Source organism: Symbiopectobacterium sp., from assembly GCF_051710365.1.
Classification (GTDB): Bacteria; Pseudomonadota; Gammaproteobacteria; order Enterobacterales; family Enterobacteriaceae; genus Symbiopectobacterium.
Map to the genome: position 1 here is coordinate 1 of NZ_JBPETA010000082.1, position 13734 is coordinate 13734.

General features: G+C 51.3%; 14 protein-coding genes and 3 pseudogenes. 14 read left to right on the forward strand and 3 right to left on the reverse strand.

Annotated elements, in window-relative coordinates; all coding sequences use genetic code 11:
• The 10 genes and pseudogenes from ACTBDZ_RS09355 to ACTBDZ_RS09400 form a co-directional block, all read left to right on the forward strand.
• A pseudogene (locus ACTBDZ_RS09355) lies at positions 1 to 71 on the forward strand (surface-adhesin E family protein); the annotation flags it as partial.
• Between the two features lie 98 nt (positions 72 to 169).
• Positions 170 to 1107: pseudogene (locus ACTBDZ_RS09360) on the forward strand (methyl-accepting chemotaxis protein); the annotation flags it as partial.
• Between the two features lie 238 nt (positions 1108 to 1345).
• Positions 1346 to 2907, forward strand: a pseudogene (locus ACTBDZ_RS09365) (methyl-accepting chemotaxis protein).
• A 41-nt stretch (positions 2908 to 2948) separates the two neighbouring features.
• Positions 2949 to 3821: a protein-glutamate O-methyltransferase CheR gene (gene cheR, locus ACTBDZ_RS09370; protein ID WP_264626970.1), complete on the forward strand. Its 873-nt coding sequence runs from the start codon at positions 2949 to 2951 to the stop codon at positions 3819 to 3821.
• The gene (locus ACTBDZ_RS09375) at positions 3821 to 4873 is read left to right on the forward strand and encodes a protein-glutamate methylesterase/protein-glutamine glutaminase (protein ID WP_438815113.1); all 1053 of its coding nucleotides are present in this window, start codon (positions 3821 to 3823) and stop codon (positions 4871 to 4873) included. Before cheR ends, ACTBDZ_RS09375 begins: the two co-directional genes overlap by 1 nt.
• A 41-nt stretch (positions 4874 to 4914) precedes the next feature.
• On the forward strand, positions 4915 to 5304 hold the full coding sequence (gene cheY / locus ACTBDZ_RS09380) for a chemotaxis response regulator CheY (protein WP_195312472.1): 390 nt from the start codon (positions 4915 to 4917) through the stop codon (positions 5302 to 5304).
• Between the two features lie 9 nt (positions 5305 to 5313).
• The gene (gene cheZ, locus ACTBDZ_RS09385; protein WP_438815114.1) at positions 5314 to 5961 is read left to right on the forward strand and encodes a protein phosphatase CheZ; all 648 of its coding nucleotides are present in this window, start codon (positions 5314 to 5316) and stop codon (positions 5959 to 5961) included.
• A 218-nt stretch (positions 5962 to 6179) separates the two neighbouring features.
• Positions 6180 to 7337 (forward strand): flagellar biosynthesis protein FlhB, encoded by a 1158-nt coding sequence (flhB, locus tag ACTBDZ_RS09390; protein ID WP_438815115.1) that lies wholly within the window; start codon positions 6180 to 6182, stop codon positions 7335 to 7337.
• On the forward strand, positions 7330 to 9408 hold the full coding sequence (gene flhA / locus ACTBDZ_RS09395; RefSeq protein WP_438815116.1) for a flagellar biosynthesis protein FlhA: 2079 nt from the start codon (positions 7330 to 7332) through the stop codon (positions 9406 to 9408). Before flhB ends, flhA begins: the two co-directional genes overlap by 8 nt.
• Entirely contained in the window at positions 9408 to 9821 is a 414-nt protein-coding gene (locus ACTBDZ_RS09400) for a flagellar protein FlhE (RefSeq protein ID WP_438815117.1), read from the forward strand. The genes flhA and ACTBDZ_RS09400 overlap by 1 nt, the downstream gene beginning before the upstream one ends.
• 11 nt (positions 9822 to 9832) lie before the next feature.
• Here the strand turns inward: ACTBDZ_RS09400 and ACTBDZ_RS09405 are convergent, their stop codons facing one another.
• From ACTBDZ_RS09405 to flgA, 3 genes are all read right to left on the reverse strand, one after another.
• A complete protein-coding gene (locus tag ACTBDZ_RS09405) occupies positions 9833 to 10270 on the reverse strand; it encodes a flagella synthesis protein FlgN (protein WP_438815118.1) in 438 nt (145 codons plus the stop codon).
• Between the two features lie 5 nt (positions 10271 to 10275).
• A complete protein-coding gene (gene flgM, locus ACTBDZ_RS09410; protein WP_438815119.1) occupies positions 10276 to 10572 on the reverse strand; it encodes a flagellar biosynthesis anti-sigma factor FlgM in 297 nt (98 codons plus the stop codon).
• A gap of 146 nt (positions 10573 to 10718) precedes the next feature.
• Positions 10719 to 11366 (reverse strand): flagellar basal body P-ring formation chaperone FlgA, encoded by a 648-nt coding sequence (gene flgA / locus ACTBDZ_RS09415; RefSeq protein WP_438815123.1) that lies wholly within the window; start codon positions 11364 to 11366, stop codon positions 10719 to 10721.
• Between the two features lie 182 nt (positions 11367 to 11548).
• Here flgA and flgB point away from each other — a divergent pair, with 182 nt between their 5' ends.
• The 4 genes from flgB to ACTBDZ_RS09435 all read left to right on the forward strand — a co-directional run.
• Positions 11549 to 11968, forward strand: coding sequence for a flagellar basal body rod protein FlgB (flgB, locus tag ACTBDZ_RS09420; RefSeq protein ID WP_438815120.1), 420 nt, complete (start codon positions 11549 to 11551; stop codon positions 11966 to 11968).
• A gap of 28 nt (positions 11969 to 11996) precedes the next feature.
• Positions 11997 to 12401, forward strand: coding sequence for a flagellar basal body rod protein FlgC (gene flgC, locus ACTBDZ_RS09425; protein ID WP_195312463.1), 405 nt, complete (start codon positions 11997 to 11999; stop codon positions 12399 to 12401).
• Positions 12402 to 12418: 17 nt separating this feature from the next.
• Entirely contained in the window at positions 12419 to 13096 is a 678-nt protein-coding gene (flgD, locus tag ACTBDZ_RS09430) for a flagellar hook assembly protein FlgD (protein WP_438815121.1), read from the forward strand.
• Positions 13097 to 13182: 86 nt separating this feature from the next.
• Positions 13183 to 13734, forward strand: a 552-nt coding sequence (locus ACTBDZ_RS09435) for a flagellar hook-basal body complex protein (protein WP_438815122.1), incomplete at its 3' end; no start/stop codon positions are given.

Sequence of the window (13734 nt, forward strand, 5' to 3'; positions counted from 1 at the left end):
CCATGGCGATGGTCAAAGCGCTTAACCGGATCACGCTATTAGGAATGCCGAACAGTATTCGCATCACGTAACAATCGACCCGATGGGGCACAGTCGTTACAAGTTCTGATTTATTCAACAAAGCCTGATTTCTGTTGTTGTCGCTTTAATCATGTCTGCCTGGTTTGCTATCCAACGTATATTAATTCATCCGCTGAATAATATTGTGGAACATACGCAACACATTGCGCGCGGCGATCTCACTCAGAACATGAATTATCATAGTCGCAATGAAATGGGAATATTGGCAGACAGCATGCGCCACATGCAGTCCGAATTGATCAGCACGGTGAGCGCGGGCGCCATGGTGCCGATGCGATCTACACCGGAGCATCAGAAATCAGCGCAGGGAATAACGATCTCTCATCGCGTACCGAGGAGCAAGCGTCGTCGCTGGAGCAAACGGCGGCCAGCATGGAACAACTGACGGCAACGGTACGACAGAATGCGGAAAATGCGCGTCAGGCGAGCCAATTGGCGTTGAGCGCGTCAGAAACCGCACAACGCGGTGGCAAGGTGGTCGATAATGTCGTGAAAACCATGCACAACATTGCCGGTAGCGGTAGCTCGCAGAAAATTGCCGATATTACCAGCGTTATTGATGGTATTGCGTTCCAGACCAATATTCTGGCGTTGAACGCGGCGGTTGAAGCCGCGCGAGCGGGAGAGCAGGGCCGCGGTTTCGCCGTGGTGGCGGGAGAGGTGCGCAATTTGGCACAGCGTAGCGCCCAGGCAGCGAAAGAAATTAAAACTTTGATTGAAGATTCTGTAAATCGTGTCGATGGAGGATCTGTATTAGTAGAAAGTGCGGGCGAAACCATGGGCGAAATTCTGAGCGCGGTGACACACGTGACCGACATCATGGGTGAAATCGCTTCTGCCTCTGACGAACAGAGCAAAGGTATTGGGCAGGTTGGGCAGGCGGTTACGGAAATGGACCGCGTGACGCAGCAAAACTCTGCGCTGGTAGAGGAGTCTGCCGCCGCTGCGGCTGCACTCGAACAACAAGTTATTGGATTGAACCAGGCCGTTGCGGTCTTCCAGTTACCAGCAACGGGTGGACGTTCGCGGATTGCATCACCCGCACCGTCCACGGTTGACACGACGACGCGCCCGGCATTGCTGCCGACCGCCTCTGCGGACAGTAAGAAAAAAGCAGGGGCTGTGGCCTCAGATAATTGGGAAACGTTTTAACCGAACGGCCACGCGTATTTCAGGCACAGTGATTTATAAAGAAGCATTTTAAAACAAGAACGTATCGATCGTGTCGGCGTGACGCCGACCGATCACTGAGGTTGGAGGCAGTATGTTGACGCGGATTCGTGTTTCTACCGGTTTGTTTGTGTTTTGTGCCGTGCAGTTGGTATCCAGCAGCTTATCATTTACGGCGTTCAAAACAGACTATCAGAATTTTACGCGCGTGGAGACCGTGCTGCAAACCCGCAACACGTTGAACCGTGCGGCAACCCGCGCGGCGCGTAACGTGCCGCAAGAGCAAGTCTCCGTGTTGATGAACAGTGCCCGAGCCTCTCTGGCGCAGGCGAATGTCTATTTCAAGCAGTTTGTTGCTACCACGCAGTTAACGGAGGAAGGACAGCGTCTGGCTGAGGGCACGAAAGCGAGCTACGACAAGCTCAACGGTGCGTTGGCCGAGCTGATTGGTTTTCTGGATAAAGGCCAGCTACAACCTTTCCTGGACCAGCCGACCCAGTCATTTCAGGATAATTTTGAGAAGAGCTTTTCTGCCTATCTGACCTACGTTCAGACACATTTGCAGCAGGCTGGTCAGGCAAGTCGCGATTCCTATGACCATTCAACCTGGTCTTTTGGCATTGTCGTGGTGCTTTCCCTGGCGCTGGTCGCTGTGGCCGTGGTATGGCTGCGCAAAATCATCCTGACGCCGTTGACCATCATGCGCGAGCATTTTGAGCATATCGCGCAGGGGCACCTGACGGTAAAAATCGCCGACTACGGTCAGAATGAAATTGGGGTGATGTTCTCGGCGCTGCAGCACATGCAGACCTCGCTGGCCTCGACGGTACATACCGTGCTGCAAGGTGCTACCGGGATGCTGATGGGTGTGCGTGAGATTTCCTCCGGCAACGTGGATTTGTCATCACGCACTGAATCACAGGCGTCTGCGTTAGAACAAACGGCCGCCAGCATGGAAGAGCTGACTGCCATCGTGAAGCAAAATGCGGACAATGCGCATCATGCCTCCAAATTGGCGCAGGAGACCACTAACACTGCCCATAAAGGGGGGAAATCACCGCCGGCGTAGTAAAAACGATGCAGGATATTGCCGTGAGTTCACGTAAAATCAGTGACATTACTGGGGTGATTGATGGCATTGCTTTCCAGACCAATATTCTGGCGCTGAATGCAGCCGTTGAAGCGGCGCGTGCGGGCGAACAAGGGCGTGGGTTTGCCGTGGTGGCAGGAGAAGTACGCAGTCTGGCACAGCGCAGTGCGCAGGCAGCCAAGGAGATCAAAGCGCTGATAGAGGAATCGGTGGGCCGCGTTGAGCAAGGCTCGGTGCTAATGAAAGACGCGGGTAATACAATGGATGATATCGTTACGTCAGTGAAGCGTGTGACGGACATCATGGGTGAAATTGCGTCTGCATCTGACGAGCAGAGCAGAGGCATTGAGCAGGTTGCTCAAGCGGTGACAGAAATGGACAGTGCAACGCAACAGAATGCTGCGTTGGTGGAGGAAGCCTCATCCGCCGTTCAGGCATTGGAAGCCCAGGCGATGATGTTGACGGATGCAGTTTCAGTTTTCCGTCTTGACGTGACCGACGATGAAATATCGACTAATACTTACAAAGTAACACCTGCACTCGCGTTGAAGGAAAGGCTGGATTGACTCTCTCTCTATAACCTTAATTGATGTTTGAGCGGTTTGATATGAAAAATAACCCATCGCCAAATCGCCTTGAATCTGCGTCTATTCTGACGCAGATGGTCGATAGATTGCCGTTGTCGGATACCCATTTTCGGCGTATCAGTCAGTTGATTTACCAACGTGCTGGCATTGTGCTGGCCGATCATAAACGGGAAATGGTTTACAACCGCTTGGTAAGGCGGCTGCGTACTTTGGGGCTCAATGATTTTGGGCAATATCTGGCGCTGCTGGAAGCGGACGTCAATAGCCCTGAATGGCAGGCGTTTGTTAATGCCCTGACGACAAATCTGACGGCGTTTTTTCGTGAGGCGCATCATTTTCCTATCCTTGCCGAGCATGCGCGGTCAAGGCCGAATGGCTATACCGTATGGAGTACGGCGGCATCCACCGGTGAAGAGCCGTATTCATTAGCGATCACGCTGGCGGAGGTGCTGGGTAACCGCGTTAGTGGGTGCCAGGTCTGGGCCAGCGATATCGATACCCAGGTGCTGGAAAAAGCCACGGCGGGTATTTATCGTCAGGAGGAGCTGCGCACGCTTTCTCCCCAGCAGTTACAAAAATTCTTTTTACGCGGGACTGGACCACACAGTGGCTTGGTACGCGTAAGGCCTGAGCTTGCCGCGATGGTGCATTTTCAACAGTTGAACCTGTTGGCACCGACCTGGGATGTTCCTGCGCCTTTTGATGCTATCTTCTGCCGTAATATAATGATTTACTTTGATAAAGAGACGCAGGAGCGTATTTTGCGTCGCTTTGTTCCTATGCTTAAGCCGGGTGGGTTATTATTTGCCGGCCATTCAGAAAACTTCAGCCAGATTAGTCGGGAGTTCTACTTGCGCGGGCAGACGGTCTATGGGCTGGCTAAGGAAAGATAATGAGCAAGATTAAAGTACTTTGTGTAGATGATTCAGCGCTCATGCGTCAGATCATGACGGAAATTATTAATAGCCACCCAGATATGGAAGTGGTTGCGACTGTACCCGATCCGCTGGTTGCCCGCGATCTGATCAAAAAGTTTAATCCGCAGGTATTGACGCTGGATGTGGAAATGCCGCGCATGGACGGATTGGACTTTCTGGAAAAACTGATGCGCTTGCGGCCGATGCCTGTGGTGATGGTCTCATCGCTGACGGGGAAAGGGTCCGAGGTGACGTTACGCGCGTTGGAACTGGGCGCGCTGGATTTTGTCACCAAGCCGCAGTTGGGGATTCGCGAAGGCATGTTAGCCTATAGCGAGATGATCGCCGAGAAGATTCGCATGGCAGCCAAGGCGCGCCTGCCGCAGCGCAGTGCGTCCAGCGAGCCGACCAAAATTATTCAGCACACGCCGATTCTCAACAGTGAAAAGCTGATCGCTATTGGTGCGTCGACGGGGGGGACCGAAGCGATTCGCCAAGTGTTGCAACCATTGCCGGCAACCAGCCCGGCTTTGCTGATAACCCAGCATATGCCGCCGGGTTTCACCAAATCTTTTGCTGAGCGCTTGAATAAACTGTGTCAGATTACGGTAAAAGAAGCGGAAGATGGTGAGCGCGTTTTACCCGGGCACGCGTATATCGCACCCGGAGCACGCCATCTGGAGTTGGTGAAAAGCGGTGCCAACTATCAGGTCAGGTTGAATGACGGGCCGCCGGTAAATCGGCATCGTCCGTCGGTAGACGTATTATTTCGTTCGGTGGCGCAGTATGCCGGGCGAAATGCCGTGGGGGCTATCCTCACGGGGATGGGAAACGACGGCGCCGCAGGGATGCTGGCAATGCATCAGGCTGGTGCTTACACTCTGGCGCAAAATGAGGCAAGCTGTGTGGTGTTTGGTATGCCACGCGAAGCCATTGCGATGGGGGGCGTCGATGAGGTGGTAGATTTAAGCCAGGTGAGCCAGCGTATGTTGGCACAAATTTCTGCCGGACAGGCATTACGTATATAGCAACAGCAGCTCCCAGGGAGCAATAAAAATTAGGAGTAGGTATGGCCGATAAAGAACTCAGATTTTTGGTAGTGGACGACTTTTCGACGATGCGCCGCATTGTTCGTAACCTACTGAAGGAACTGGGCTTTAATAATGTGGAAGAAGCAGAGGATGGTGCTGACGCGTTGAACAAATTGCGCGCAGGCGGTTTTGACTTTGTGATTTCCGACTGGAATATGCCCAATATGGATGGTCTGGAGCTGCTGCAAACGATCCGTGCTGATGGTTCACTGTCGAGTCTGCCTGTCCTGATGGTCACGGCGGAAGCGAAAAAAGAAAACATCATTGCTGCCGCTCAGGCGGGCGCTAGCGGCTATGTGGTTAAGCCGTTCACCGCTGCGACCCTGGAAGAAAAACTGAATAAGATTTTCGAAAAATTAGGCATGTAAGGGGATCGTATGACGTCACATCCTATGCCACCGGTGAATGATACTGCCTCTGCAACGGAGATCATTTCCCGTATTGGCCAATTGACGCGCATGCTGCGTGACAGCTTGCGTGAACTGGGTTTGGATCAGGCCATCGCAGAAGCCGCGGAAGCGATTCCCGATGCGCGCGATCGTCTCGACTATGTCGTGCAAATGACGGCACAGGCGGCAGAACGCGCATTAAGCAGCGTTGAGGCCGCACAACCCGTCCAAAACCGACTGGAAACGGAAGCCAAGGCTCTGAAAGCGCGTTGGGATCAATGGTTCGAAAATCCGATTGAACTGGCGCAAGCAAAAGAACTGGTCACGGATACGCGTAATTATTTGAATGACGTACCGCAGCACACCTCTTTCACCAATGCGCAACTGATGGAAATCATGATGGCGCAAGATTTCCAGGATCTTACCGGTCAGGTTATCAAACGCATGATGACGGTAATTCAGGAAATCGAAAAACAATTGCTGATGGTGTTGTTGAAAAACATGCCAGAGCAATCGGCTGAGAAGAAACGGCCAAATGACAGCTTGCTCAATGGTCCTCAGATGGATAAAACCGCCGCAGGCGTGGTATCCAGTCAGGATCAGGTTGATGACTTGCTCGACAGCCTGGGTTTCTAATGGAGTCAGAGGGAGTGTGGCAGTGCAGGGCCTCCCACTGATGCACGCTTCTTTTGCACCGTGATTGATCTGTGGATCAGTCACGGTGTTTCTATTGGTATTACCCTATCCCTGAATAAGCTATAGGTTTGTTTCGTTGTTCAAGCCATAAGGATTTCGGACATTTGTCATGCTAAGCGTTACTCCTTAACCTGACTGAATGCGATCGGAACACGGCTGTGGCTGAAGATAGCGACCTGGAAAAAACAGAGGCCCCCACACCCCACCGACAAGAAAAGGCGAGGGAAGAGGGCCAGATTCCGCGTTCGCGCGAATTGACGTCGCTGTTAATGTTGATTTCAGGGCTGGCACTCTTATGGTTTGGCGGCAGCTCTATGGCGCGGAAACTTTCTGGCATGGTGGCGCAAGGGCTTCATTTTGACCCCGGGTTAGTCAGTGATGACAAGCTGTTATTGCGCCATTTGGGGTCATTGCTGATGCAGGGTGTTTCAGCGTTGGTTCCTTTAATGGTTGGCGCTGTACTGGTGGCGATTGCTGCCCCGATGTTACTGGGGGGAGTGCTGTTTAGTCCCATCTCCATTAAATTCGATCTGACAAAGCTGAATCCGATCAGTGGATTAAAGCGCATATTTTCTTCGCAAGTGTTGGCAGAGCTGTTTAAAGCCATCCTCAAGTCCATATTGGTAGGATTAATTGCTGGCTGGTTCTTGTTACATAACTGGCCAAAGATGCTCCATCTGGTCTCTGAACCGCCTATTGCCGCGTTAGGAGATGCGCTGGAGCTGGTAGCAATATGCGCATTTTTTGTCATTGTGGGGCTTATTCCCATGGTGGCTTTTGACGTTTTCTGGCAGCTTTGGAGCCATTTTAAAAAATTGCGGATGAGTAAACAGGATATCCGCGATGAACATAAGCAAAGTGAAGGCGATCCGCATGTGAAAGGTCGGATACGTCAACAGCAACGTGCGCTGGCCCAGCGACGGATGATCGCCGATGTGCCAAAGGCAGATGTGATCGTTACCAACCCGACACACTATTCTGTTGCCCTGCAATATGATGATAAAAAAATGAGTGCACCTCGGGTCTTGGCAAAGGGGGCAGGAGAAATTGCCCTGCATATTCGAGAGCTTGGTGCCGAACATCGCATTCCTGTTTTGGAGGCACCGCCGTTGGCGCGTGCTCTGTTTCGCCATGCAGAAATTGGCGAACACATTCCAGCAACACTGTATGCTGCCGTGGCAGAAGTATTGGCATGGGTTTACCAACTAAGACGTTGGCGGCGTGAGGGGGGACTCATCCCGCGTAAACCCAAAGATCTTCCTGTCCCGAAAGCGCTTGATTTTGTACCACCTGAAGAGATGAATACCGATGCCTGATTTGGCCTCTTTACTGCGACTACCTACAGCGTTTAAAAACACCCAGTGGCAAATTTTGGCGGGCCCAGTTCTCATCCTTCTGATCCTTTCCATGATGGTGCTGCCGCTGCCTCCCTTCATTTTGGATCTGCTCTTTACCTTCAACATTGCACTCTCCATCATGGTGTTATTGGTCGCAATGTTCACGCAACGCACGTTGGATTTCGCTGCCTTCCCAACCATTTTGTTGTTCTCTACATTGTTGCGTTTGTCGCTGAACGTTGCATCGACGCGTATTATTTTGCTGGAAGGTCACACAGGTACAGCGGCAGCGGGACGTGTGGTAGAGGCGTTCGGCCACTTTTTGGTGGGCGGCAATTTTGCTATCGGTATCGTGGTGTTCATTATTTTGGTGTTAATCAACTTTATGGTGATCACCAAGGGTGCCGGACGTATTGCTGAAGTAGGGGCTCGTTTTGTCCTGGATGGGATGCCCGGTAAACAGATGGCAATTGATGCAGATTTAAACGCCGGTTTGATCGGTGAAGATGAAGCGAAAAAGCGTCGTGCGGAAGTTACCCAGGAAGCCGCCTTTTACGGTTCAATGGACGGGGCCAGTAAATTTGTGCGTGGAGACGCTATCGCTGGTTTGATCATTATGGTGATCAACATTGTCGGTGGGCTGTTGGTTGGGGTTGTGCAGCACAATATGGCGATGGGCCAGGCAGCAGAAAGCTATACCTTGTTGACCATCGGTGATGGTTTGGTGGCGCAAATACCAGCGTTAGTTATTTCGACAGCGGCAGGTGTCATCGTTACCCGCGTGAGCACAGATCAGGATGTTGGCCAGCAAATGGTCACTCAACTGTTCAATAATCCACGAGTGATGATTCTGAGCGCTGGGGTGCTGGGGCTGATCGGCATGGTACCGGGGATGCCTAACTTTGTCTTCTTGCTCTTCACCGCAGCGCTACTCGGATTGGCCTGGTGGATGAAAAACCGTAAGGGCGTTGTGCCTGTCGCTGGCGTTGAACAACAGTTACATGAGAAACCCAAGGTCATTGAAGCAACCTGGTCTGATGTGCAGTTGGAAGATCCGCTGGGAATGGAAGTGGGTTACCGACTGATTCCCATGGTCGATCATCAGCAGGATGGTGAACTGCTGGGGCGAATTCGCAGTATTCGCAAAAAATTCGCGCAAGAGATGGGCTTCCTGCCGCCAGTGGTGCACATTCGTGACAATATGGAATTACCTCCTGCAAGTTACCGTATCCTGATGAAAGGGGTTGAAGTGGGACACGGAGAAGCTTATCCCGGTCGCTGGATGGCCATTAACCCTGGAAATGCGTTTGGCGAATTGCCGGGTGACAAGACACAAGATCCGGCATTCGGTTTGCATGCCGTGTGGATTGAAGGGGTGTTGAAGGAGCAGGCGCAAACGCAAGGTTATACGGTAGTGGAAGCGAGCACCGTGGTTGTTACACACCTTAATCATCTTATTGGGCTCTATGCGAGTGAGCTGTTTGGCCGCCAGGAAGCGCAGCAACTGATGGACCGTGTCACGCAGGAAATGCCGAAGTTGACTGAGGATTTGATCCCGGGTGTTGTCACGCTGACCACCTTGCACAAGGTGTTGCAAAATCTGCTTAAAGAGAAAGTCTCTATCCGTGATATGCGTACTATTGTTGAAACACTTGCTGAGCACGCGCCTGTACAACCCGATCCTTATGAGCTGACGACAGTGGTGCGCGTTGCTTTGGGCCGGGCCATTACCCAGCAATGGTTCCCTGGTGATGGGGAGTTGCAAGTGATTGGTTTGGATAGTTCCCTTGAGCGAATCTTATTGCAAGCGCTGCAAGGTGGTGGAGGATTGGAACCGGGCCTTGCCGATAGACTTTTGGCACAGGCCAGGCAGGCGCTAAGTCGCCAGGAAATGCTGGGGGCCCCTCCGGTTCTGTTGGTAAACCATGCATTACGTGGTTTGCTTGCGCGCTTTTTACATCGTAGTTTGCCGCAGATGGCGGTGCTATCCAACCTTGAAATCAGTGACAGTCGGCAGATAAGAATGACGGCAATGATTGGAGAAGCATAATGAGTGTGAGACGGCTCTCAGTCTTGTTATTGGCACTTGTACCTCTGGCCGTCTTTGCAGGACAAGGGGGATGGAACGCCAGCAAATCAGGGGTGATGTTGACGTATCGCGGCCAACTGTTCAACTCTGCACCTTTGGCTCCTACACCGCTGCAAGGCGTCAAACCGGATAATTCGATCACTGTGGTATATTGGCGCTATGCCATCGATGGCGTATATGACCCTGGCTTACGCGTTAAACTGTGTACAGTACAACGCTGCGCTGAAATTGAGGGTGGAAGTGGGCAGACACTGGCTTTTCGTGGTTTGCCAGCCACCAGCGAGTTTCGTTTTACCTATTTCTTAGAAGGTAAAGGGCGTGTTTATCGCCCGATAGACATACGGCGAGTAGAAATCGCCGTTAATTATGAGTAACACACCTAGTGTTATAAATTGATTTTTCTGCCGCCGACCACCAATCCTGATGATTGTCCATCAGGGCCATAAAGGGTCTGACCATGGCGAAGTTTCAGTATCGCAATGGCCTCATTAGTATAGGAAATGTGCTGATTTAGCAACATACCATTGTGCTTGTTCATATCATGCAAATGAGCCGTTAATGCTTGAATAGCCTGACAACGTTCGAATAGCTCAGCGTCTGATTCGTAGGGAGCATGAAGCTGCAAGCGATTTTCAATTTCCTGCCGATTCTTATCAAGGTATTGCACAGTTGCCAAGGTGGCACTTTTAGTATCAGTGACCTTCTGTAAAGCAACGCTGTTAATATGACCAGCACAGAGCAGGGTTTGCTCTTCTGATAAGATAGTGTTCAACTGGTCCAGGGTATCGAGTACCGCATCAAGCGTTGTTCGCAATTTTTCCATAATTATCAATTATTCGCCAAGAAGTCTTGAGTATCTTTGATCAGTGCATCTGCGATTTTACCCGCATCAATCTGTAAAGAACCATCACGAATGGCCTGCTTCAGCGTTTCCACACGATTCATATCGATATCCTGTGTCCCAGGCTGCATCAAACGAGCTTGCGCGTCGCTCAGCTTAACCTGGGTTCCCGTCACTTCGCTTTGGGTGGGCGTTTGTACACGTTTTTGCTTCGTCGCTTCACTGGCGTCGCGAGACTGTACTTGAGTGACAGGTTTCAGCGGCTGGGTGCGTTCAATGCTCATAATGTTACCCTCTAAAATGAAGTGTCAAAAGGTTAAATAATAACCTGATTCCACTCAGGTTTACATAAACGCCACACGAAAGGAAGGGGCGACGCAAAATTTACTCTGTAGGTATCATCGGCAACAATGACGAATACTTTAATTTATTATTGCGCAATATAAATAACACCGTCTTCACCCGCAACACCACTGACGATTTGCCCTGATGCCATACGCACGCGCACGGATTGACCAACAGCAGCGTTACCCATTGCTTTTCCTTCACTGTTAATACTAAACCCTACGCCTTGCGCCAGCACCTGCACCGTTTGGCCTGATTTAACTATCCATGCACGACGAAGCATGGCGCTGGTCAATGGTTGCCCCGGCGACAGATCGCGCAGTAACACGGCCCCTATAGCATCTTTAGGCAACAACAACGCACGTGGCGGCAACAGGTCTAATCGCCCTGTCGTTTGTCTCAGGTCCGACGTAGTCAAAGCGACTCCGCGGCGTAATTGCCGAGCGCTCACCAGGTAATTCCCTGTGACTTGTACTTCGGCCTGAATGAAACGCCGTTGGTCGCCACAACGAACGGATACGCTGACATTACCCCATACGCGAGTATTGTTTGACAACGCCAGCACGGGAGCTTCGCACTGCAGCCATTGTTCCGGCGGCGATTTAATCATAACGGTGACGCTGCTGTGCTTGTCCGGAAAACGCGCATGAAAAAACTGATCGAGTTGAGCCTGTAAATCGGCTGCAACGGCAACGTGCACATTCCCTATCAGGCTGGTCAGTAGCGCAAAAATAGCGGAATAAAATGGGTTTTTCACTGACTTCACCTCTTGAAGATCACTGCCTTATCTAGTGTAAAGATCTCTGCGGTGCGTTAAGGCAATAAATAGCGTTGCATTTCACGCTTATTCTCGCGATGGCAGTATCAGCATAGGAATTATCCTACCTACTCCAAATTCTCATTTGCGGAGGGAGCATGCTCGACAAACTTGACGCCTCATTCCGGTTTCAACAGGAAGCGTTGAATCTGCGTGCCCAACGACAAGAAATCTTGGCGGCGAATATCGCCAATGCTGACACGCCGGGTTATCAGGCGCGCGATATCGATTTTGCCAACCAGCTCAACAAAGTGATGGAGCAAGGCCGAGTGAGCGGCACGGGGATTGCATTGAAAACCACCTCCACTCGTCATATCCCGGCACAGAATTTTCAGCCGCCAGAACTTGATTTACTGTATCGCGTTCCCGATCAACCCGCCCTGGATGGTAACACCGTTGATATGGATCGTGAACGTACCAATTTTGCCGACAACAGCCTGAAATATCAAACCAGTCTTACCGTATTGGGTGGTCAGATCAAAGGCATGATGTCAGTACTGCAATCAGGTTTATCCTGAGGGTGATGGAAGAGGAGGCTAAGGCGTTATGTCACTGCTAAGCATATTTGATATTTCCGGTTCCGCACTCTCAGCGCAATCCCAGCGTTTGAACGTCAGTGCAAGTAACCTGGCGAACGCAGACAGTGTGACTGGTCCAGATGGGCAACCCTATCGTGCCAAGCAGGTTGTTTTTGAAGTAAATGCGCCGGCAGGTCAGGCAACGGGAGGAGTGCGCGTCTCCAACGTTATCGAAGACCCTTCCCCCGCGCGTCTGGTTTATGAACCCGGTAATCCGTTGGCGGATGGGCAAGGTTATGTCCGTATGCCAAACGTGGATCCGGTCGCGGAGATGGTCAACACCATTTCTGCATCGCGCAGTTATCAGGCCAACGTCGAGGTGCTGAATACCACGAAGACGATGATGCTGAAAACATTGACTATCGGGCAATAACTGGGAGATTCGTGTAAATGTCGGTAACGATTAATGATACCACTTCCGCCAGTAAGACGAGCAGTACCAGCAGCTCGTCAAACTCCGTAACGGCAAACACCAGTGCTGATCTACAGAATCAATTTTTGACGCTGCTGGTCGCTCAGTTAAAGAATCAGGATCCCACTAACCCGATGGACAACAACCAATTGGTCAGTCAGTTGGCGCAGTTGAACACCGTAAGTGGGATTGAGAAGCTCAACACTACGCTCGGTTCTATTTCTGGGCAGATCAACAATAACCAGTCTATACAGGCAACGACTCTGATTGGTCATGGTGTGATGGTTCCCGGAAACGAGATTTTGGTGGGTAATGATACCAGCACACCGTTTGGCCTTGAGCTTGAAAGTGCGGCTGAAAACGTCACTGTTACCATCACTGACAGTACAGGTAAGGTAGCGCGCACCCTTGAACTTGGTGCACTTACCGCCGGTGTGCACTCTTGGGGTTGGGATGGCAAGTTGGCAGACGGTACTGCTGCTTCTGATGGGTCCTATACCTTTACTGTTGCGGCCAGCACGAATGGGGCTCAACAAACTGTACAGCCATTACGTTATGCCTTGGTCAATGGGGTTGTTCGCAATGACTCTGGTGCCCAACTGGATTTGGGACTGCAAGGCAAAGCGACCTTGGATGATGTGCGGCAGATTTTGTAACTGAAAGACAGCATTGAACACAGAATCTGGCCTACCTCGAAACCCGGTTCTGAAGCATGAATTAACCGACTCATCCGGAGAGCACCATGAGTTTTTATCAAGCGGTTAGCGGCTTGAATGCCGCATCGAAACAGCTGGACGTAATTGGCAATAACATTGCCAACTCGTCAACTGTGGGGTTTAAAGCGGGTACCATTGCATTTGCAGATATGTTTGCTGGTGGCACTGGCCTAGGAACAAAGGTTTCGTCCACATTGCAGGATTTCGGGGATGGTTCGCTAAATTCCAGTTCACGAGCACTGGATGTTGCGATCAGTGGTAATGGCTTCTTCCGTGTGCAGGACAGTAGTGGTTCTGTATATTTTAGCCGCAATGGTCAGTTCACACTGGATGGTGCTACTCGCAATATCGTTAATATGCAAGGCATGCAATTGACCGGTTATCCGGTTGTTGGCACGCCGCCCGTTATTCAGCAAGGGGCTGATCCGGTACCGTTGACTATCCCTGAAACAGCGATGGCTGCCCAACAGACGACTGTCGCGTCAATTATTGCCAACCTTAATTCATCCGATGCCGTTCAGGTCTTCGATCCTGATAGCCCGGAAACGGCGAACTATAAGGGATCGATTACCGTCTAC